Below are 18,470 nucleotides of genomic sequence, written 5' to 3' on the forward strand. Positions count from 1 at the left end.
CCTTTGTGACGACCAGGCTAGCCCCCACGATTTATTGACCGAGTGTCAGTGACAGCAAGTTGTTGCTGTTTCGACGCGCCGCCGCGTGCGCGCCAGCAATACCAACTCGCGCCAGCAACTTCTTCCGTTTGCCTCCCTGTCCTGCCGCAGCGAATCTCTGTGGAACGCGATGACCATCGCTCACCAACACCCTCGCCAACGGCCCGGGAATACCTGCCCATGCACAGCCGGAGGATCTGCCATGTACCGCCGTGTCTTACAGATCACGACACCGCTGAGAACCGCCTCGGCGGGTGCCATCCGCAACCTGCTCCTCGAACAGGTGAAAAGCCTTGACGGGGTCACCCTCGACGACGACCAGGCGTACGCCGTCCGCCTGTGCACCTCGGAGTTCATCGACAATGCGGTGAAGTTCAACGCCACGCATGCTAGCCGCGACGCCGAGCTGGCCATCGACGGCGACCTGGACCTTCGGCAGAGTCGGCTCCGGATCACCATTACCGACCCGCGCCTGACGGTGCCGGACATGGGCAGCCGGGCCGAGAACCTGACCGCACTCAGCGGCCGAGGGGTCACTGTTGTGATCGGCTACGCCGACGACGCTGGTTGGTACCAGCGCCGAGACGTTGCGGGTCGCCCCACGGGCTGGTCGGTCTGGTTTGACGTCATCGTGGCCCTGGAGTCGACGGTTTCAGGCGAGGTCACCGCCAATGCGGCGGAAGTGCCACTGGAAGCCGCTGCACCGCCCGCGATACCGCCCCTGCGCGCCGTGCCCCTGCTCGCCGACGGGGGCGTGGCCAGGTGGCGACGGCCCGGCCGGCGCCCCAAGGGACGCGCCGCCGCGTAGTCAGCGGCCCGCAGGTCCGGTGCGTGCCGGACCTGCGGGGCCCCTGGCCGCTGACGCCCTCTCCGGCCAGGAGTAGCCGGTCAACTCCCCTCGAACTCCCCTGACGAAAAGGCCATCACGATGGTCACCCGGGTCGCTGACCCGCCACGAGGACCTGGCCGTCGCGCTACGTCGCGTCCGGAGGTCTAAGGCTCGCAGCCGAATGCCCGGTCCGTACGACGCGGTCGTGAGCGGAACGTGCCTTCAATCCACGTCCGGCTGGTCCGGACGAGCCCACGACATTCACAACTCCCCTGTACAGAGGTTGAGATGAGCTCAACGACCGTCGTTACGGCCTGGCCCCTGAACCAGGTGATCTCGGGTATGCGCTGGCTCAGCCGACGCACCGGCGACCCGGCGGCGGCCTGGACGGCGTGGACAAAGGGGGAATGCGCGCCGATTCCCGTGGGGAGTGGCTTCGTCGTGGCGCGGCTCCCCAGCGACCTGGGCGCCGAGGCCGTCGCCGAACTGGCCGGCACCGTGCCGCAGCTGCTCGGCCCGGTCCTTGTCAGCCGCTCCGCCGTCGAGGTGTTCCTGCCGATCGCCCCAGCCGTGTGGCTGGGCCCCGGCACCGAGCTTGTCGACGGCCGCGACGTCTCGAAGCGGACGGTCAAGTGCCCGCCGGCGGACCGCGAGTGCGGCCAGCGGCGCTGGCTGTGTCCGCCGAGGGCACTGCCCGGCGCCGATCCGGTAATGACCGACCCCTACCGCCTGGCCATCGCCCTGGACCGGGCCCGAGCACGGAACTACCTGGGTGCCTGAAGACCCCCGTTGTCGACCGCTGGACAGCTCGCGGTCGGCAACGGGGAACCACCGCCACCCGCTCCGTGGACCGCCGCCAGCGGTGACCCGTCGTGGTCACACCGCATAGACGGGCGGGGCAGGGCGCCCCGCACGCCCACAGGGAAGGCCAGCCCCGCACCTCGGACCGTCAACCAACTACCGACACAGAGAACGAGATGACACCCACCACTGTCGTTCCCCAAAGCCACCTGCGTCAGGTGATCGAGGGCATGCGCTGGATTGCCGGACTCACCCGTGACCCGGAGGGCACCTGGCTGGCCTGGGCGCATGGTCACGCAGTCCCCGTCCCGCTCGGTACTGCCGCCGCGGTTGTACGAATACCGGAACCGCTGGGCCGAGCCGCCGTCGCCGTGCTGGTCGCGCACGATCCCGGGCTGGTCGGGCCGGTGATCGTCGACGAGTGGGCCGGCGTCGTCGACGTCTTCGTGCCCGGGGACCCGCCGATTCGGCAGGGGGCCGACGTCGAGGTGATCGGCCGGTGCCAGGACCCGCCACCGGTGGTCATGTGCCCGTCGCCCGGCAGGCGCGCGGTCGGGCGCAGGTGGTTGCGTCCGCCGAGGTCGCTGCCGGGCCACTGCGCGGTGCTCACCGACCCGCACCGTCTTGCCGAGGCCCTGGCTCTCTCCCTCAGCCCGCTCGCCTCGGCCGGGTGACAGACCCGGCCCTGTGAACCTTCCGCTGCTGGCCGACCTCCGGTCGTGGCCGGCAGCGGGATGCCACCGCGCCCCGCTCGCGCCGCCTCGGGGCGGTCGACCCACCTCCCCCTTCTCACGCCGATATAGGAGAGCACCGGTGACAACCGACGGTCCCCGCTTCGAGGTCCTTCAGTTATGGGCCGCGCAGAAGTTGGACGGTGTGACGTTCGCGGACGGCGTGCCGCTGCTGCCGCTCGGAGTCGCGCTCGACCGGATCGCCGACGAGGTACCGCGCCTGGGCGGTCCGTACCTGGGTGATCCGTCGGTGGAGCGGCTCGCGGAGGTGCTGGAGGTCACCGCCTGCCGACTGCGCCGTACCGAAGGCGACGGACCGCGGCCGGTGCTGCTGACCATGCTGGCGGACGAACTCCACGAAGCCGATTCGGCGTTGCGGCAGGGCGAGCATCTGGCGGGGCTGGACCTGGTACGCCGCGTGTGCGTGACGGTCGTGTGCTTGGAGGAGATCGCCGCCCACACTACCGGGCCGGGCGCCGGACGAGCGCGCCTTTGCACCGTGGAGCACGTCCCGTTGATACCGGTGCCACGCTCACCCGCACCACAGACGGTCCCAGAACTGCCTTGGCGCGGCTCGGTGCTGGCCGACGCAGTCCTGGGCGGTCACCTGAGACACCTGCGCGAGTGCCAGGGCCTGGCCCGGGCCGATGTCACCGGGCGCCTTCCCACCGCCTTCCAGGACATCGACGTCGAAGCCCTGGAAGCGGGGCACAGCACGGTGCTGCGAGAGAATATGTTGGACGGGCACCTGCCCGCAGTCCTGCGTGCCTACGGGTTGGGGGCGCTCGCCGCAGCTGACTTCGAGCACTGCCTCACGGTCAACGCCCACAGCAGGCCCAGCTACTTCATGGACCGCGGCCCGGCCCGGGCACACCGCTACCAGCTCCTTGAAGAGCGGGCGTCGTCCGTGCTGCTGGTCGGAGCCCTGCTCATTCCTGCGGCCTTGCGGGTGCCCGCTTACGACCAGGCTGTCACGGAGAAGGAGGCGCCCCGGCTGCGGATCCCGGCCGGCGCGGCGGCCCGCCCCGGGTCGGCGCCAGAGCGAGGCTGCCAGCTGTGCCGGGCCTACCGCGCGGACCTGCTCACTCGCCCGCACGCGGTACTGGCCTGGCTGCGACACGTGACCGCCGCCCGCACCGAGGCCCTCGCGAGCCGCCTGCGGGCCCCGGACGCACCGCCCACGACGCTGCTCCTCGACGCGGATCTGCTCCACCGCCCCGACGACCACCCGCAGGTGCACGCAGACCAAATGCTCCACCTCGCCCACCTGGCCCGGACCACCGGCCTGCGGGTGCGCATCCTGACCCCGGACAGCGGGGTCGCCCTGACTTCGGACACCGCCGAACTCGCCTTCCGCGACAGCCGGACCCTGATCGCGGTGTGGGGCCTCTTCGACATCACCTACCAGCGTGGCGGCGACGACCTCCGCCCGCACGCCGCGCTGGAGCACGCCACGCTGCCCGAGGAGAGCATCCGGCTGCTGGAGCGCGCGGCAGCCGGAGAACTCCCCCGGGGTGCGCGGTGGTGACCCACAACGCGATCACCGGCACCGTGCACGGAGCCGCGGTACAAGCGCATACCGTGTTCGGCGGCATCACCCTGCACACCCCGCCCCCGCCCCCGGTCCCACGTCAACTCCCGCGCCGCCGACCCATGGTCGACCGGTGCGATCTCACCGCCGACCTCGCCGAAGTGCTGCGCCGCAACGACCCGCCGCCGGTCCTAATCACCGGCCCGGCCGGCATCGGCAAGACCACCCTCGCCCTCCACCTCCTCCACCAACACGGCCCCCTGCCCGGCGGACAACTGCACGTCGACCTCGGCGCCCACAGCACCACCAGTCCGGCCCACCCTGACGACGTCACCGCCCGCCACCTGCGCGCTCTCGGCATCAACCAGCCCCCAGCCGACCCTGAAGAAGCCCGGGCCCTGCTACGCACCCTCACCGCCTCCCGGCCGGTGGCGATGCTGCTGGACGACGCTGCCGACGAAGAGCAAGTGCGGGCGCTGCTGCCCGCCGACGGGTCGCTGGTCGTCATCACCGCCCGCCGCCCGCTGACCGGCCTGTTGGCCGACGGCGCCCGCCACCAAGTGCTCGGCCCGCTGCCACCCGACGCCGCCCGTCGGCTCCTCGCGGACACCGCCGGAAAAGCGGCCGAGGCGTGCGACCTCGCGGCCGTCGCAGAGGGCTGCCGCGGCGTGCCGCTCGCACTCGCCCTCGCCGGAGCCGACCTGGCCGCCGGACACCTCCGCCCCCTCCAAACCACCCCGTCGGCAGCACCGTTGGAGACCGCCGTGACCGCAGCCGTCGCCCAGACCTACCAGGCCCTCGCCCCGGACACCGCCCGCCTCTACCGGGCCCTCGGCGCGCTCCCGCTGCCCGGCACCCGGATCGACACCGCGATGACGGGCGCCGCTACCGGCCTCGACCCCTCGGCCACGATCGGCCACCTCACCGACCTCGCGGCGGCCGGCCTCCTCCGCCCCGTGGACGACGGCGACTACACCTTCGCCAGCGCGGGCGGCCGCCGCCACGCCGCCGCCCTAAGCCGACGGGCGGACAGCACCAGCACGGTCGACACCGTCCGCCGCCGAGCCCTGGACTGGCTCGTAGCCGAAGCCCACGTGGCCTCCCGCGTCCTGCACCCCTACCGCCGCACCGCCGAGCCCCACCTCCTCCACCCGCCAGCCCATCGCGCCGCCCTCACCGACAAGCAGGCGGCCCTGGCCTGGTACGCGCGCTGCGACACCTACCTTCGCCCCGTCTTGGAGACCGCTGACGCCCACGGCCTGGACGACGTCACCGCGCACCTCGCCCACGCCTGGTGGCCTTGGCTGCTGCGCCAACGCCCCTACCAGCTGTGGCTGTGGACCTACGACCTCGCGATCCCCGCCGCCCAGCGTCTCGCCCGGACCGCACCTGCCTCCAGCAGCCGGTTCGTACTGCGCGACCTGCTCGGCGCCCGCGCCACCGTACGACGCGCCGTCGGCGAACACGGCGGAGCCATCGAGGACTGCAACGCGGCCCTCACGCTCGCCACCGAGGACGAGGACCTCGTCGCCCAGGCGCAGCACCTGCACGACCTCGGCGTCGCGACCCACGCCAGCGGCCATCCGGAACGCGCGCGCGTCTACCTGACCGAGGCCTTGCACCGGCGCTCCGCGCTCGGCACCACCCGCGACACCGGCGTCACCAGGGTCGCGCTGGCCATCTCCCTCCACGACCTCGACGACGACAGCACCGCGCTCGCGCACCTGCGCGACGCCCAGCAGGAGCTGACCGCCTCCGGCGACGGCCTGAACGCCGGCCGTGCCCGGGCGTGGGAGGGCCGCATCCACGCGCTGCGGGGATCGTACGGTCCCGCCGACACCGCGCTCGCCCAGGCGATGAACCACTTCGTCACCGAGAACGCGCGGCCATGGCAGGGTCGGGTCCTGCGATGGTCCGGCGAACTGGCCGGCGAGCAGGGCCATCTGGAGCAAGCCGCCGAGCTGCTGCGCTTCTCCCGCCGGATGTACGCGGGCAGCCCCTCCGACCTGAAGCTCGTCGCCGACGCTGCCCAACGGCTCGGCGTCACGCTCTGACCCTCACCGTCCGGGCCGGTGAAACTGCGGCTGATCCGACCAGAGACTCGCCATCTACGCACGTCAGAAGGTGCACTTTGACCCCCGAAGAAAGTCGTGCTGCCGTCTTCGCGACGGCCTGGCGCACAGGCCTTGACCCGCGCGGTGCAGTCCTTCTCCAGGACGGCCCGCACCATACCTGGCGCCTGCCCCAGAGTGAGGCCGTCGCGAAGGTTTGGCGTCCCGGAACCGAGTCCGAGACGGCCTTCCGTGAGGCACGGATCGCACTGTGGTTGCGGCGCCACGGCATCGGGGCCCCGCGGTCGGTCGGCAACTCGGCCTTCCCGACCCCGTATTCCGGCGGCCGCTATCACCTCCAGGTGACGTACACCGAGGACCTCGGCGACCGCCGCCCGAGCATGGCCGCCCTCGCCGACGTCATGAGGAGGCTGCACCGCCTGAAGGTGCCGCCCCGTCTGGGCCTGCGGAAGTTCGACCCGGTGACGAGGTTGGCCCGGCGAATCACGGAGCTGCCGCCGGGCACGCTGTCCCACGACCAGGAGCTGTACGTGCGAGGGCTGCTGGCTGACGCCAGGGTGGCCTGGCGCTCCGTGCCCTGGCCCGACCCCAGCGTGATCCACGGCGACCCCGGATTCACGAACTGCCTCCAGACCCGGCACGGTCTCGCGTTGATCGACTTCGAGCGCACGGAGGTCGGACCCGCGCTGTGGGACCAAGCCGTGTTCGCCTGGAGACGGGACGCCTTCGGCATGCCAGGAACGGAGTTCGAGGAGTTCGTCGGCGGCTACGGCGCCGACGTTACCAAGCACGACGGCGGCCGCACCTACCGCATACTCACGCCGATCTTCGCGATCAGCGCGTGGCTCTACTTGGCCGAGTGCGCCCGCACCGAGCCCGAACTCCAGACCGAGGCCGACCGACGTCTGGCCACCGTCCTCACCCAGCCGGCCTTTCCGTGGGGCTGGGAGGCAGCCTCCACAGCCAAGAGAAGGCCACGGCATGACCGCTGGTGGCCGCGCTGAGCGGGATAACCGATTCCGCGAACGGAGACTCGACGTGACCGTTACCCGATGCCCATCCAGGACGGTGCAAGGTCGGGCCTGCCTGTTGTGCGGTGCCCGTGTGACCATCTCGACGGTTCAACAGGAGGTTCTGCGGCTCATGGCGCTTGGGGCGTCGAACCCGCAGATCGGACGGCGTCTCTTGGGAGGAAAGGCCGGACGGGTGTCGGGTAGCCGAGGCAAGGACCGGGGGGCCAGGGCCGTGGGCGGCATTCTCGATCGCCTCGATGCCTCGGGGCGTGTCCACGCGGTCGACATCGGCTGCCGGCTCGGGCTGGTGGACCTGCCGCAAGGGATCAAGCCGCCGGAGCAAGGGATTCCTCCGCACCTCCGGCGGCCCGCAGTGCTGTTGGCAAGCGGCCTGTCGTACAAGGAGATCGCCCGGCAGCTCACGTGCAGCCCGCTCACCGTGAAGTCCAACCTTCACCGCCTCTACGACAGGCTCGGCGCCGGGAGCGGTGCGCACGCGGTCTACACGCTGCACGCCCTGAAGGAGCTGCCGGCGGATCACCCCTGCGCTTGCTCGCAGCCGTAGGAGGCCGCCGGTTCACCGCCACCTGGCTCAGCGGAGGGTGGCCTGGTCCCGCATCTCTTTGAGAGCGAGGTTGAGTCGCGCAGAGTTGACGGTCCCGGCGAGGAGGCTGGCCATCTTCGCGTGGTGGTCAGCTTCCTCTCGGGCGCCTTGCTGGTAGAGGACGGTGGCCAGACGCGCGGTCACCAAGGCCTTGACGCGTGCGCGGGTCGAGTCGGTGTTCTGCGCAGCCCCCCGGAGTGAGTCCACCAGCTCGGGGGAGCGGCGGCCGGTCCTGACTGCCAGCCGGTACAGCGCGTACCCAGTGTCGCTGTTGATCTTCTCCTCGGTGATCGACCATGTCCACTTCGGTCCGCCGAAGAGGTCGGTGCACCGGGCGTGCGCAACCGTGGAGCTATCCACATAGCGCCGAACTTGGCCCTCGTCGCCCTGGAGGGCGAACGCCTGGGCCCTGACCGCGTCGATCATGGCCAGCGCGGCGCGCGGCAAGGGATTGCCAGTGGCCATGTCGGCCCGAGCCAGGGCGCTGTCAGCGTCGCGCTCCTGGATCTCCTGACGGGCTAGGTTGGTGGCGAGGTGGCAGAGGGCGTCCGCGTCCCTGGCCTCGCGGGCCGCGTCGATCCCGAGCTGGAACAGAGGCCGGGAGTGGGCGGTGTGCCCGGCGTCGAAGGAGGCCCAGCCGGCCAGGTTCGCCAGATTGGCGATGGTGAGGTCGAGTCGGGTGCGCACCTTGGGCTGCATGGACGACTTGCGCAGGCCGAGAGCTCGGTCCAGCTCGCCGAATGCGAAGTGGAGCGTTGCCGCGCCACCGCGGAGGCGGTCGAGGGCGGCGAGGTCGTCGACCCGCTGTTCGAGGGCGACAAGGTCGTCCGCGCCGAGCCGGGCCGGAGTCGGCAGGTGGGCGGGGACAGGCACGAGGCTCGCAAGAGAGCCTGCGAGAAGGGTGCGGCGGTGCGACGTACTCACCTCATCGTCGATGAGCCGGGACCTCTTGGAGTAGAGCCCGATCTCGCTCGGATCGGCCACGCCGAGGACGTAGCACAGGGCGTCCCGGACAGCACGGCCGGGCCACGTAACATCTCCCACTTCTAGTCGGCTCACCGCCTTCGCGTCAAAAGCCGGAATCCTCAACGCGCTTTTGTTCGATGGACTTTGGCGAAACATCCGATCGATTATGCGTTCCTGGGTCTTCTCCGCGAGCTGATCCTGTGTGAGCCCTTTGATCTTCCGGATGCGGCGCAGCTTCTCGTTGGTCATTCCAGCCCCCCTGGAAGGCAACGGTTAGGGCAGAAGGGCGGCCAGCGTAACAGTCCCGGGCGAGCCCGCGAACCGTCCGATCGTGGCCCCAAAGTGCGGACCAATATGGGGTGTTGGGGAAGGCGTAAAGGAGCTTTCATAGCTGTCCCGGCTCTCGTGAGGCGACCTTCCCGAGAAGGTGCGACGCCTTGGCGCAGACCCGCGCGTCGCGCGCCCCGGAGGCCGGCTCCCCCCTTCGCGCATGCTCACCGAAAGGTGGTGGCAGTGGACCTCAGCCCCCAGGCCGTCGAACTCCCGATCTCGGGAGCGTTCCTGATCGATCCGGCCGTCCACTTCGACGATCGCGGCACGTTCCGCGAGCTGTACTCCCCGCGCAGCGCGCCACGGGCTGGCAGCCCGCTTCTCCTGGGGCAGGCGAACTGCTCGATCTCGGCCCGCGGCGCGCTGCGTGGCATCAGCTACGACCTTCGGCCTACCCAGACCAAGATCGTGACCTGCGTGACGGGTGCGGTGCTGGATGTCGTGGTCGATCTGCGCCGGGGATCACCGACCTTCGGCCAGTGGCACCTGGAACAGCTCACGGAGGACAACCAGCGCACCCTGATGGTGCCCCCTGGCCTCGGCCACGGCTACCTCGCCCTCACCGACGGCGCCACCGTCCTCTATCTGCTCGCCGAGACGTACGACCCCCAGCACGAACGTCGTCTCAACCCGCTTGACCCCGACCTCGCGATCGCCTGGAACACCGACATCCGGCACATCCTCTCGTCGAAGGACGCAGCCGCCCCGGGCCTGCACGAGGCCCAACAGCAGGGCCTGCTGCCCGTGTTCGGGGAGCCCTTCAGCGGCTAGCCCTGCGACTCCCGAAACCCACCTGCCAGCACAGAAGAGGTACGCACCCATGGAACGAATCCTCGTCACCGGCGGAGCCGGCTTCATCGGCTCCCACTTCGTCAAGCGCCTCGTCCAGGCCCCCGACATCAGCGGCGTCACCGTCCTGGACGCGCTCACCTACGCGGGCAACCGCAACAACCTGCGCACGGTCCTCTCCTCGCCCAAGCTGACCTTCGCCCACGGCGACATCCTCGACCGCGGCCTCGTCGACACCCTCATGGCCGAGCACGACGCCGTCGTCCACTTCGCCGCCGAGTCCCACGTCGACCGCTCCCTCGCCGATGCCGGCGGCTTCGTGCGCACCAACGTCCTGGGCACTCAAGCCCTGCTCGACTCCGCTCGCCGCATCGGCATCCGCAAGTTCGTCCACGCCAGCACCGACGAGGTCTACGGCTCCCTGCCCAGCGGCAGCGCCCTGGAGTGCGACCAGCTGCGTCCCACCGTGCCCTACTCCGCGTCCAAGGCAAGCAGCGACCTGATCGCCAAGTCCTACTTCCACAGCTACGGCGTGCCGGTGTGCATCACCCGTTCCTCGAACAACTACGGACCGCACCAGTACCCCGAGAAGCTGATCCCGCTGTTCGTCAACCGCCTCCTGGCCGGCGAGCAGGTCACGATCCACGGCAACGGCGAGCACGTTCGTAACTGGCTGCACGTCGAGGACAACTGCCAGGGCGTCGACCTGGTGCTGCGTAAGGGCATCCCCGGCGAGATCTACAACCTCGGCGGTGGGACCGACCTGACGACCAACGAACTCACCGCCCTTCTCCTGAAGGAGACCGGCACGACTTGGGGCCAGGTGGACTACGTGCCCGACCGCGCCGCCAACGACATCCGGTACTCCATCAACTGGACGAAGGTGGCGCAGTTGGGTTACCGGCCCCAGCACCCGCTCGACCAGGGCCTCGCCCAGACCGTGGACTGGTACCGGCGAAACCCCAACTGGTGGGACACCGCTGCCCACATGGCCAGCGCGTGAAGGGCGAAGCCGTGGAGGTCAACCCCACGAAGCCGCGCCGGATCCTGGTGACCGGCATTGGGGGAGCGCCCGGCCTCGACCTGGCGCTTACCCTGCTCAAGCTCGGCCACGAGGTGATCGGGACCGACTCCAACCCACTGGCCCCCGGACTGCTGACCGGGGGCGTCACTACCCGCACCATTCACCGTGCGGACGACCCGCTGTTCGCCGCTGACCTCATGGAACTCGTCCACGAGCTGCGGCCCGAGGGGCTGATCTGCTGCGTCGAGAACGAGCTGCCGCTGCTGGTCCGGATGCGCCAGCACCTTGCCCGCGCCGGCGTGAACACCTGGTTGCCCGACCAGAGCACCGTGACGGCGGCCGGCGACAAGCACGCCTTCTACCGGGCGATGGTGTCCAGCGGAGTGCCCACCCCGCAGACGTGGCTCCCGGAACAGATCGACCAGATCCCCGCGGGAACCGACCTGGTTGTGAAGCCGCGCCGCGGCCAGGGCTCCAAGAACGTGCACTTCTGCCGCACCCCCGAGCAGGCCCGCGTGCTGTGCCAGCTCGTGCCGGAGCCGATCGTCCAGCAGCGCGCCGACGGATACGAGTTCTCCGCCGACTGCGTGGCGGACCGTACCGGCCACGCCTCCGTCGTGCTGCGCCGCCGCCTGCACGTCCAGGGTGGCATGTCGATGGTCGCGGTGACGATCGCGGACCGGGAAGCCGTCCTGCGGGTCCGCGAGGCCATCACCGCGATCCGCGCGACCGGCCCGGTCGACGTCCAGGGCTTCATCACCGAGGACGCCGACCCCCGAATCGTCATCACCGAGATCAACTCCCGGCTGGCCGCCGGCTTCTTGCTCGCCGAGGAAGCCGGGGCGGCGATCGTCGAGCAGACGCTGAACGGCCTGTTCGGCCTGCCCGTCGAACACGACCGGCTCACCTACCGGCCCGGCACGTACCTCACGAAGTACGTCGCCGTGATGTCCGCTGAGCCGCGCACCGTCCCTGACCAAGCCTGACCCAGAGGAGGACCCGATGGAGACGACACCACCCGGCGTCGAACGCAACGCCGCACCGCTCATCCACGGCGGCGAGGCCGCCGCGCTGGAGGCCGTCCTTCCCGGCGGGCAGTGGGGCCACGGCGAGGTAACCGACCGATTCGAGGCCGGCGTCGCGGACCTGCTCGCTGTCCCGGACGTCGTCGCCGTGAACTCCGGCACGTCCGCGCTCCACCTCGCCCTGCGCGCGGCCGGCATCGGCCCCGGGGACGACGTGGTCGTGCCCTCGCTGACCTTCGCCGCCAGCATCCAGGCGATCACCTTCGGCGGAGCCCACCCGCGGTTCGCCGAGATCGACCCCGAGACCCTGGCCCTCACCCCGGACACCGTGCTGGAAGCTCTCACCCCAGACACCAGGGCCGTCATGCCCGTGCTGTACGGCGGCCGGGCCGTCGACCTCGGCCCGATCCGGACCACACTGGCGCAGCGGGGAATCCAGGTCATCGAAGACGCCGCGCACGCCTTCGGCTCCCGCATCCCGGACGGGCCGATGGTCGGCGCCGACCCGGACACCGTGACGTGCTTCTCCTTCGACCCGATCAAGAACCTCACCACCGGCCAGGGCGGAGCGATCATCCCCCGCAGTCCCGCCGAGGCCGAGACCCTGCGCAGCCTGCGCCTGTTCGGCATCGTCCAGTCCAAGGACGCCCGAGCCAGCCTGACCACCTACGAGATCCAGGGCCCCGGTCTGCGCTTCGACATGTCCCAGCTGAACGCTGCGCTCGGCCTCGTGCAGCTGGAGCACTTCGCCGAAGCCGCCGCCACCCGCCGACACCTGTGGCGTACCTATCAGGCCGAACTGTCCGGCCTCGACGGCGTGCACCTGGTCGACATGGACGTGACCCACACCGTGCCGTTCAACTGCGTCGTGCGCCTCGACCGGCGTCGCGACGAGGTGTTCCACCGGCTGCGCGCCGGCAACATCGGCGTGGCCGTGCACTACCCGCCCAACCACACCCAGCCGGCGTTCGCGTCCTGGTACCGCGACCTGCCGGTCACCGAGCGTGTCGCCGAACAGATCCTCAGCCTGCCCTTCCACCCCGCGATGACGTACGACAGCGTCCGCTTCGTTGTTGCGGCCCTCGCCCGAGCCGTCAAGGAGACAGCATGAGCACCTTCCGCCACCCGCGTCGCCACCGGATCCTGGTGGTGTGCCTGGGCAACCACAACCGGTCGCCTATCGCGGCCGCCGTTCTCGCCCGGGCGGGCGGCGACAAGGTCGAGGTCAGGTCGGCCGGGCTGCGCGAACGCCACGTCGGAAGCCCGGCGCACACCAACGCGATCCGGGCCGCCGCCGAAGCCGGTTACGACATCCGCGACCACCGCGCGGTCAAGGTCAACGACCACATGCTCGACTGGGCAGACTCCGTGATCGCGATGGACCAAGCCATCCTCGCAGAGCTGGAGAAGATGACGGCCGGACGCCCGGCCGCCGGGAAGCTCGACCTGTTCATCAGGGGCGAGGACGTCCACGACCCCTGGCAGGACCCCTACTCGGGGTTCCAGCAGTGCGTGACCATGATCCAGGCCGGTGCCGTCCGCCACCTGCTCGACTTGGACGTCTAGGGGGCAACGACCGAGAGCAGCACGTCCACCAGCCGCTCTGCGGCATCGGGGCGGCCGTGCTCACCGGCCCGTCGCGCGATCGACGCGCGGCGGGCCGGATCGGTCAGTAGCGGGCTGATCGCCTCTCGCAGGGCATCGGGGGACACCCGCCCGAGCAGGGCGACCGCCGCGCCAGCGTCCTGTAGGTACCGGGCGTTGTGCTCCTGCTCGTTCCCCGCGGACGTCGCCAGCGGGATGAACACCGCTGCCCGCCCGAGCGCGGTGAGTTCGGCCAGTGTGCCGGCGCCGGAACGAGAAATCACGACGTCGGCCAGTGCCAGGACGTCGGGCAACTCCGGGCCGACAAAGCCGGTCAGCAGGTATCGGCCGCGCAGCTCTTCGGGCAGGGACGCCGCGCGGCCCCGCAGCATCTCTTCGTTGGCGGGGCCGCACTGATGGACCACGTTGGAGTGGCTGAGCAACCACGGCAGGACATCGCTGACCAACTGGTTGATCTGCTGCGAGCCCTGGGCGCCGCCGGTGACGTACACGGTCGGCAGGTTCCGGTCGAAACCCCACAGACCGAGCGCCTGGACGGCCTTGTCCGGCTGCCCGGTCAGCACTTCGGGGCGCACCGGATTGCCGGTGACGACGGCGGTGGCCCGGGCGGCCTCGGGGAGGTACTGCAACGTGGACTCGGAGGACACCGCGACGCGGGTCGCCATGCGGGCCAGAGCGCGATTGCCGAGCCCCAGCCGGACGGTCTGCTCGTGGACGACCAGCGGTCGGTTGCACATCCGGGCAGCCATGCCAACGGGCACAGCGACGTAGCCGCCTGTGCCCAGCACGACGTCCGGCGCGAAGTCCGCGACAGCGGAGCGGGCCTGGGCGACACCGAGCGGAACGCGCCCCATATCCCTGACGTTGGCGGGTGAGACCAGCTTGAGCGGGTTGGAACTGCGTCGGATCTTCCCGGTGGCGACGGTCTTGAACGGGATACCCTCGGTGGCGGCGACCTTGGCTTCGAGCCCAGCGGCGGTGCCGATCCACAGAACGTCCACGGACCCGCCAGCCTCGGAGACCCGCGTATGCAGGGCACGGATTGCCGTGAGGGCCGGGTACGTATGACCACCGGTTCCACCACCGGTGACCAGGAGACGCAAAGGCCGGGAGAGGCGAGGCACAGACGAGCTGCTGTCGCGGTTCACGCTTGAAAGATATCAGCACGAGGACGCCGAATCTGACGGACCATCGGTTCGCAGTGTGGGGTTGCGCTGCCCGGTTCGGGAGCAGATCGTCCAAGTGCACCCCTGCCCCGACCTGTCGCAAGGGATCCCCGCTCGACGCCCTACTCACCGACCTGCGCACCGCCCTGGCCGAGGAGATCACCGGTACGGTCCCAGGGATGGTCAGCGGCTCGACCGTGTCTTCGCCTCGCCGCAGATCCACACGTGGAGCAGCCGTCTCAGCGACCACTCCGCGCTGCTGCTCACCGCGATCTGATCCGCGCGGGACGGTCCGGCCGGTCGGCTCCACCCACGGCAGCTTCGTTAACTTCGGCCACTCCTGCACCCACCGCTCGGCCTTCGCCTACGCGTCGGAGCGCCAGTGTGCTCCCCTCCGACCCGGTCGCGAAGGCCTGCTTACTGTCCCCATAGGTAACTGTCCGAAACGGCCATCGGCTGCGCATGGGCGGGGTGCCCGTGAAGGCCTTGGTTTTGCCTCTGATCCGCTGAAGCTTCCTCGCCGCCCCGACTGGTGAATCAGCCCGGAAATGCCTCCACAGCGCCCGCAGGTCCGGTAGGGATGGAGGCGTGACAGAGACCAGCCACCCGTGGATGGTGGACGCGAAGTGGTGTGGGATCGATCTGGTGCGGGCCTACGTGGCGAAGGACCGGGCCCAGGTCGCGACGTGCCTTGAGGGGTTGGACACGGAGCGGCTGGAGCTTGTTCTTGCACTGCTGGGCTCGTCCTACGACGACCTCCTCGTCGCTCTCGGGCAGCCGCCGATGAGCGTGCGAAACCTCGACGCGGTGGCGGCTCTGGCGCCGCCGGAGTCTGAGTTCGCGGTGACGAGTGCCGTGCGCCGGATTGCTGCGCAGGAAGCGGGCTTCGTCGAGGCGGTGGCCGACTTGGGGCTCGTGGACCAGATTCACGTGATTGCGACCTGCACCACGGTCATGCTGCTGGACGCCCGCAGGTATGCGGGTGCTCTGGCGCATCTTGACGAGGAAGAAGCCGCTTGCGAGCGGGTGGGGTACCCCAGGCCCGACACGCTCACCTGATCCCACCCGCCTGGGGTGGTCAGGTGTCGTCGCCGAGGCCGAGTTCTGCCCACCACGGCTGGTCGGGGTGTTGCTCCCACTCGCGGGCGCCGTCGTGGTGGATGAGCGGTCCGGTGCCGTCGGCGCGCTCGCGGTGCCCGCGCAGGCGAACGCAGCGGCCTGTGCCCGGGCCGCCGTGGGGGCTGGTCGGGTCTTCGTGGCCGCACACCGGCCACGTGCCGGCTGCCGCGCGAGGGGCGCTGCTGCTCATGGCGCCGATGCTAGCTGTGCGCGCCGTTCGGGCCGGTTGGGGGTTCACGCCTGGAGGTCCTTGCCGAGGAGGTGGTCGAAGACCATGCTCCACCAGGTGTCGTCGGCGGCGAAGGCCTGGGGGTCCTTGCGGAAGAGATAGTCGCGGAGCGTGCGGGTGTAGTGGTCGGCGTCTTCGTCGCTCTTGCCGTGGAGGTGCTCGTAGCGCAGGCCGATGCGGTACAGGAACTCGGTGAACTGTGCGAGCGTGGTGTTGACGATCTCGGCGGCGGGCTGCTCTCCGAGCTGGAGCAGGATGACGTAGCCGTCCTCCAGGTCGAGGCAGAAGCGTCCGTCGGTGGCGGCGGGTGGGCCGCCGAGGCACAGGACGTTGACGACTGCGTCGCCGGTGTCGATCGGGACCAGGGTGAACGCACGGGGTTCGCCGGTGACGTCGATCGTGAAGAAGGCGTCGAGGTGGGCGGGCAGGCCGACGTCTGCGAGGGCGTCGACGTCGGCGTCCGGCAGGTTGTTTCGGACGGCGTCCTCGCGGGGGAGCGTGATCACTCCCTGGGGGCTGAAAAGCTTCGCGAGTTCTGCGTGCGTGGCCACGGTGCTCCTCGGGCGGTCAGGTGGTTCAGGCAGAGGTTACGCGGCGAGGCCGCTGAGGCGCAGCAGCTGGTACCAGTGGCTGTTGTTCAGATCGTCGGGGCCGAGGCCGGCGAGGTCTTGGAACCGGGGGGAGGCCACCCAGGTCTGGAAGAACTCCTCGACGTTGTCGGCGATCTGTTCCAGGCGGCAGCCGGTGTACCAGAGGGAGCCGTCGTCGGGGACTCGCCACACGGTCCCGTCCAGGTCGACGAGCAGCGGGTTCTCGCGGGCCAGGCCGAAGAAGAAGAACCGGGACGCGTCCTCCAGAGGCGATCCGTCGGGCAGTTCGGCGTCCTCCAGGCCTTCAGGGAACTGCCGGTCCATGATTTCGCTGGCTTCGAACAGCCTTGTGGAGTGGTCGAGGTAGAGGCCGTCGGACGCGCGGAGCAGCTCGGCGACGCCGCGGGGGGTCTCCTGGGGGATGGCGTTGGGGTCGGCGCCTTCGGGGATGGAGGGGTCCCAGAGTTCCAGGTCTGTCTGGTGTTCGGCGAGGGTATTGCGCAGTATCGTCGTTGTGCTGGCAATGTCCGGCACTGTCATTTCCATTTCACTTTAATCTTGATCGGTGTTCCGTCGGGGACAGGCCTGATGCGTTGCCAAAGCTGTTTAGTTCCGACGTCGAAGTTGGTCTCTTTTTCGAGCATTCTAAGGTTTTCCCAGTGATCCCGTCCACCCGCTTGCAGGTCGATCACGTGATCCGGCTGCATCTTGCGTGCAGCGTCGGCGGCCTTCTGGGCGAGTTCGGGATTATCCTTGTTGTTCTTCAGGATGAGGTGGATCAGTGCGCCCTTGTATTGCGCCGTGATTTCGGTGTCGCGCATCACCTTTGAGGTGGCCCTGTAGGTTTCGCCTCTTCGGCTGGCTCCGGCGAGACTCTGGGCTTTCCACGCAAACGCGGACCGATCCATCGCCGGCTTCCACTGGATCGGCACCGTGACCGGGGGCTTGGACGGATCCGGCCCCTGGGCCCTGCTGGAGTCCGCCCTGAGCGCCGCCACCTGGGCTTCTGATCGGTTGTGAATGTTGGCCAGCATGGTGGCGAGCCGCTTGTCGTTCTGGTGGTGGTTCCTCGACGTGTGCTCCAAGCCCTGCTGGACAACCCGAAGATGCTGATGAAGGTCCTTCTCAGCTTTCCGGATGACATTCATGATCTGCTCCGCGGCGTTAGCTGCCGCGTTGGCCAGCGGGTCCTTTCCCCGGACCTTCTTCAGCTTGTTCGTGACACGGTGGGTGTGTCCACCGGCTGTGGTCTCAAGGTGATCCGCGTGTGCGCCCATGCGCTGCGCGAGTTGCGCGGTCTCCTCGTGGTTATGCCGGATGTCCGTCATTCCCGCCCCCTGTCACTGCCGCGCCGAGATCAGTGTTCTTGGCGCCCTCGGCACCTGAGCTGGCCACAGATTTCCAATTCACGCCGTCCTGGGCGCCGGCGGAAATACTGACAGCTTGAATCGCGAGATCTGCCGCCATGCCCGTGAGGGCGCTCATGATCGGAGCCTTCGCGATCTCCATGAGCTGGGCCACGATCTGCTCCTCCGCCTCCTTGAGGAGCTTCTTCACCGCGATCCGCGTGACCTGCGTCGCGCCCAGGGCGCCGAACTCCGACAGGCCAAGGGTGAGCGGCGCCGCTGCCTGAGCGGCGATCACCTCGCCAGCGAGGATGCCCAACTGCACGATCGCGGCGCCCTTCGCGCCGGCGATCACGACGGCGACACCATCAAGGGCAGTGGCCAGCATCCGTGCACCCTCGGCGAGGTTGTGCAGGTGCTTGCCGTTGAGCTTGTTCCAGTGCGCCTCGAACGCCTTGGTGGCGGGCCCGATGTTCTCGGAGAGCATCCGTTGGACGGCGACGACCGTACCGGCGCGGCCGTTGTCGACCTCGGTGGCGAAGGCACGCAGAGCGGTCGCCATCTCGTTGAACTCGTCCTCGTCCACGTTCGGCCAGTGGACGCCGATGAGGTCAAGGAGCCAGGCCAGCTCGTCGGGAAGAACTACGCCCATCTGATCCCC

20 protein-coding genes are annotated in these 18,470 nt (G+C 69.6%); 13 read left to right on the top strand and 7 right to left on the bottom strand.

All coding sequences use genetic code 11. From position 1 onward, the window contains the following. The first annotated feature begins 241 nt into the window (after positions 1–241). The 7 genes from ACZ7RU_RS01235 to ACZ7RU_RS01265 all read left to right on the top strand — a co-directional run bounded on the left by ACZ7RU_RS01235 (position 242) and on the right by ACZ7RU_RS01265 (position 7,581). Complete coding sequence (locus ACZ7RU_RS01235; protein WP_470338880.1) at positions 242–847, top strand: ATP-binding protein; 606 nt, start codon at positions 242–244, stop codon at positions 845–847. Positions 848–1,309: 462 nt separating this feature from the next. Beyond that, positions 1,310–1,648 (top strand): hypothetical protein, encoded by a 339-nt coding sequence (locus tag ACZ7RU_RS01240; protein ID WP_470338881.1) that lies wholly within the window; start codon positions 1,310–1,312, stop codon positions 1,646–1,648. Between the two features lie 197 nt (positions 1,649–1,845). After that, positions 1,846–2,343 carry a hypothetical protein gene (locus tag ACZ7RU_RS01245; RefSeq protein WP_470338882.1) on the top strand — a complete coding sequence of 166 codons (498 nt, stop codon included), beginning with the start codon at positions 1,846–1,848 and terminating at the stop codon, positions 2,341–2,343. 139 nt (positions 2,344–2,482) lie between these two features. Further along, positions 2,483–3,928 carry a Scr1 family TA system antitoxin-like transcriptional regulator gene (locus tag ACZ7RU_RS01250; RefSeq protein WP_470338883.1) on the top strand — a complete coding sequence of 482 codons (1,446 nt, stop codon included), beginning with the start codon at positions 2,483–2,485 and terminating at the stop codon, positions 3,926–3,928. Then, positions 3,925–5,985, top strand: coding sequence for a hypothetical protein (locus ACZ7RU_RS01255; protein WP_470338884.1), 2,061 nt, complete (start codon positions 3,925–3,927; stop codon positions 5,983–5,985). Before ACZ7RU_RS01250 ends, ACZ7RU_RS01255 begins: the two co-directional genes overlap by 4 nt. Before the next feature lie 359 nt (positions 5,986–6,344). Continuing rightward, a complete protein-coding gene (locus tag ACZ7RU_RS01260; protein ID WP_470338885.1) occupies positions 6,345–7,007 on the top strand; it encodes a phosphotransferase family protein in 663 nt (220 codons plus the stop codon). A 100-nt stretch (positions 7,008–7,107) separates the two neighbouring features. Further along, positions 7,108–7,581 carry a helix-turn-helix transcriptional regulator gene (locus ACZ7RU_RS01265; protein WP_470338886.1) on the top strand — a complete coding sequence of 158 codons (474 nt, stop codon included), beginning with the start codon at positions 7,108–7,110 and terminating at the stop codon, positions 7,579–7,581. 27 nt (positions 7,582–7,608) lie between these two features. On the opposite strand, the gene ACZ7RU_RS01270 is transcribed toward ACZ7RU_RS01265, so the two are convergent. Next, positions 7,609–8,835, bottom strand: a complete 1,227-nt coding sequence (locus ACZ7RU_RS01270) for a hypothetical protein (protein WP_470338887.1) — start codon at positions 8,833–8,835, stop codon at positions 7,609–7,611. Between the two features lie 264 nt (positions 8,836–9,099). Here ACZ7RU_RS01270 and rfbC point away from each other — a divergent pair, with 264 nt between their 5' ends. Genes rfbC through ACZ7RU_RS01295 form a run of 5 tightly spaced genes read left to right on the top strand, consistent with a single transcriptional unit; the run spans position 9,100 to position 13,320 of the window. Continuing rightward, positions 9,100–9,687: a dTDP-4-dehydrorhamnose 3,5-epimerase gene (rfbC, locus tag ACZ7RU_RS01275; RefSeq protein ID WP_470338888.1), complete on the top strand. Its 588-nt coding sequence runs from the start codon at positions 9,100–9,102 to the stop codon at positions 9,685–9,687. Between the two features lie 49 nt (positions 9,688–9,736). Then, positions 9,737–10,708, top strand: a complete 972-nt coding sequence (gene rfbB / locus ACZ7RU_RS01280) for a dTDP-glucose 4,6-dehydratase (protein WP_470338889.1) — start codon at positions 9,737–9,739, stop codon at positions 10,706–10,708. Next, positions 10,705–11,715 (top strand): ATP-grasp domain-containing protein, encoded by a 1,011-nt coding sequence (locus ACZ7RU_RS01285; protein WP_470338890.1) that lies wholly within the window; start codon positions 10,705–10,707, stop codon positions 11,713–11,715. Before rfbB ends, ACZ7RU_RS01285 begins: the two co-directional genes overlap by 4 nt. 16 nt (positions 11,716–11,731) lie before the next feature. Next, complete coding sequence (locus ACZ7RU_RS01290; RefSeq protein ID WP_470338891.1) at positions 11,732–12,865, top strand: DegT/DnrJ/EryC1/StrS family aminotransferase; 1,134 nt, start codon at positions 11,732–11,734, stop codon at positions 12,863–12,865. Then, a complete protein-coding gene (locus ACZ7RU_RS01295) occupies positions 12,862–13,320 on the top strand; it encodes a low molecular weight protein-tyrosine-phosphatase (RefSeq protein WP_470338892.1) in 459 nt (152 codons plus the stop codon). The genes ACZ7RU_RS01290 and ACZ7RU_RS01295 overlap by 4 nt, the downstream gene beginning before the upstream one ends. Here the strand turns inward: ACZ7RU_RS01295 and ACZ7RU_RS01300 are convergent. Next, positions 13,317–14,462, bottom strand: coding sequence for a UDP-N-acetylglucosamine--N-acetylmuramyl-(pentapeptide) pyrophosphoryl-undecaprenol N-acetylglucosamine transferase (locus tag ACZ7RU_RS01300; protein ID WP_470339299.1), 1,146 nt, complete (start codon positions 14,460–14,462; stop codon positions 13,317–13,319). The two genes, ACZ7RU_RS01295 and ACZ7RU_RS01300, sit on opposite strands and share 4 nt — an antisense overlap. A 651-nt stretch (positions 14,463–15,113) precedes the next feature. Between ACZ7RU_RS01300 and ACZ7RU_RS01305 the strand changes: the two genes are divergently transcribed. Then, positions 15,114–15,584 carry a hypothetical protein gene (locus ACZ7RU_RS01305; protein WP_470338893.1) on the top strand — a complete coding sequence of 157 codons (471 nt, stop codon included), beginning with the start codon at positions 15,114–15,116 and terminating at the stop codon, positions 15,582–15,584. A 19-nt stretch (positions 15,585–15,603) separates the two neighbouring features. Here the strand turns inward: ACZ7RU_RS01305 and ACZ7RU_RS01310 are convergent, their stop codons facing one another. The 5 genes from ACZ7RU_RS01310 to ACZ7RU_RS01330 are packed head-to-tail and all read right to left on the bottom strand — an operon-like array spanning position 15,604 to position 18,461. Next, positions 15,604–15,834, bottom strand: a complete 231-nt coding sequence (locus ACZ7RU_RS01310) for a hypothetical protein (RefSeq protein WP_470338894.1) — start codon at positions 15,832–15,834, stop codon at positions 15,604–15,606. Positions 15,835–15,878: 44 nt separating this feature from the next. Further along, positions 15,879–16,424, bottom strand: a complete 546-nt coding sequence (locus tag ACZ7RU_RS01315) for an SUKH-4 family immunity protein (RefSeq protein ID WP_470338895.1) — start codon at positions 16,422–16,424, stop codon at positions 15,879–15,881. A 36-nt stretch (positions 16,425–16,460) separates the two neighbouring features. Beyond that, a complete protein-coding gene (locus ACZ7RU_RS01320) occupies positions 16,461–17,003 on the bottom strand; it encodes a hypothetical protein (protein ID WP_470338896.1) in 543 nt (180 codons plus the stop codon). Further along, positions 17,000–17,791 carry a hypothetical protein gene (locus ACZ7RU_RS01325; RefSeq protein ID WP_470338897.1) on the bottom strand — a complete coding sequence of 264 codons (792 nt, stop codon included), beginning with the start codon at positions 17,789–17,791 and terminating at the stop codon, positions 17,000–17,002. The genes ACZ7RU_RS01320 and ACZ7RU_RS01325 overlap by 4 nt, the downstream gene beginning before the upstream one ends. Further along, a complete protein-coding gene (locus tag ACZ7RU_RS01330) occupies positions 17,772–18,461 on the bottom strand; it encodes a WXG100-like domain-containing protein (RefSeq protein ID WP_470338898.1) in 690 nt (229 codons plus the stop codon). The genes ACZ7RU_RS01325 and ACZ7RU_RS01330 overlap by 20 nt, the downstream gene beginning before the upstream one ends. Between the last annotated feature and the right edge of the window lie 9 nt (positions 18,462–18,470).

It is taken from the genome of Kitasatospora sp. NPDC114501 (assembly GCF_055633695.1).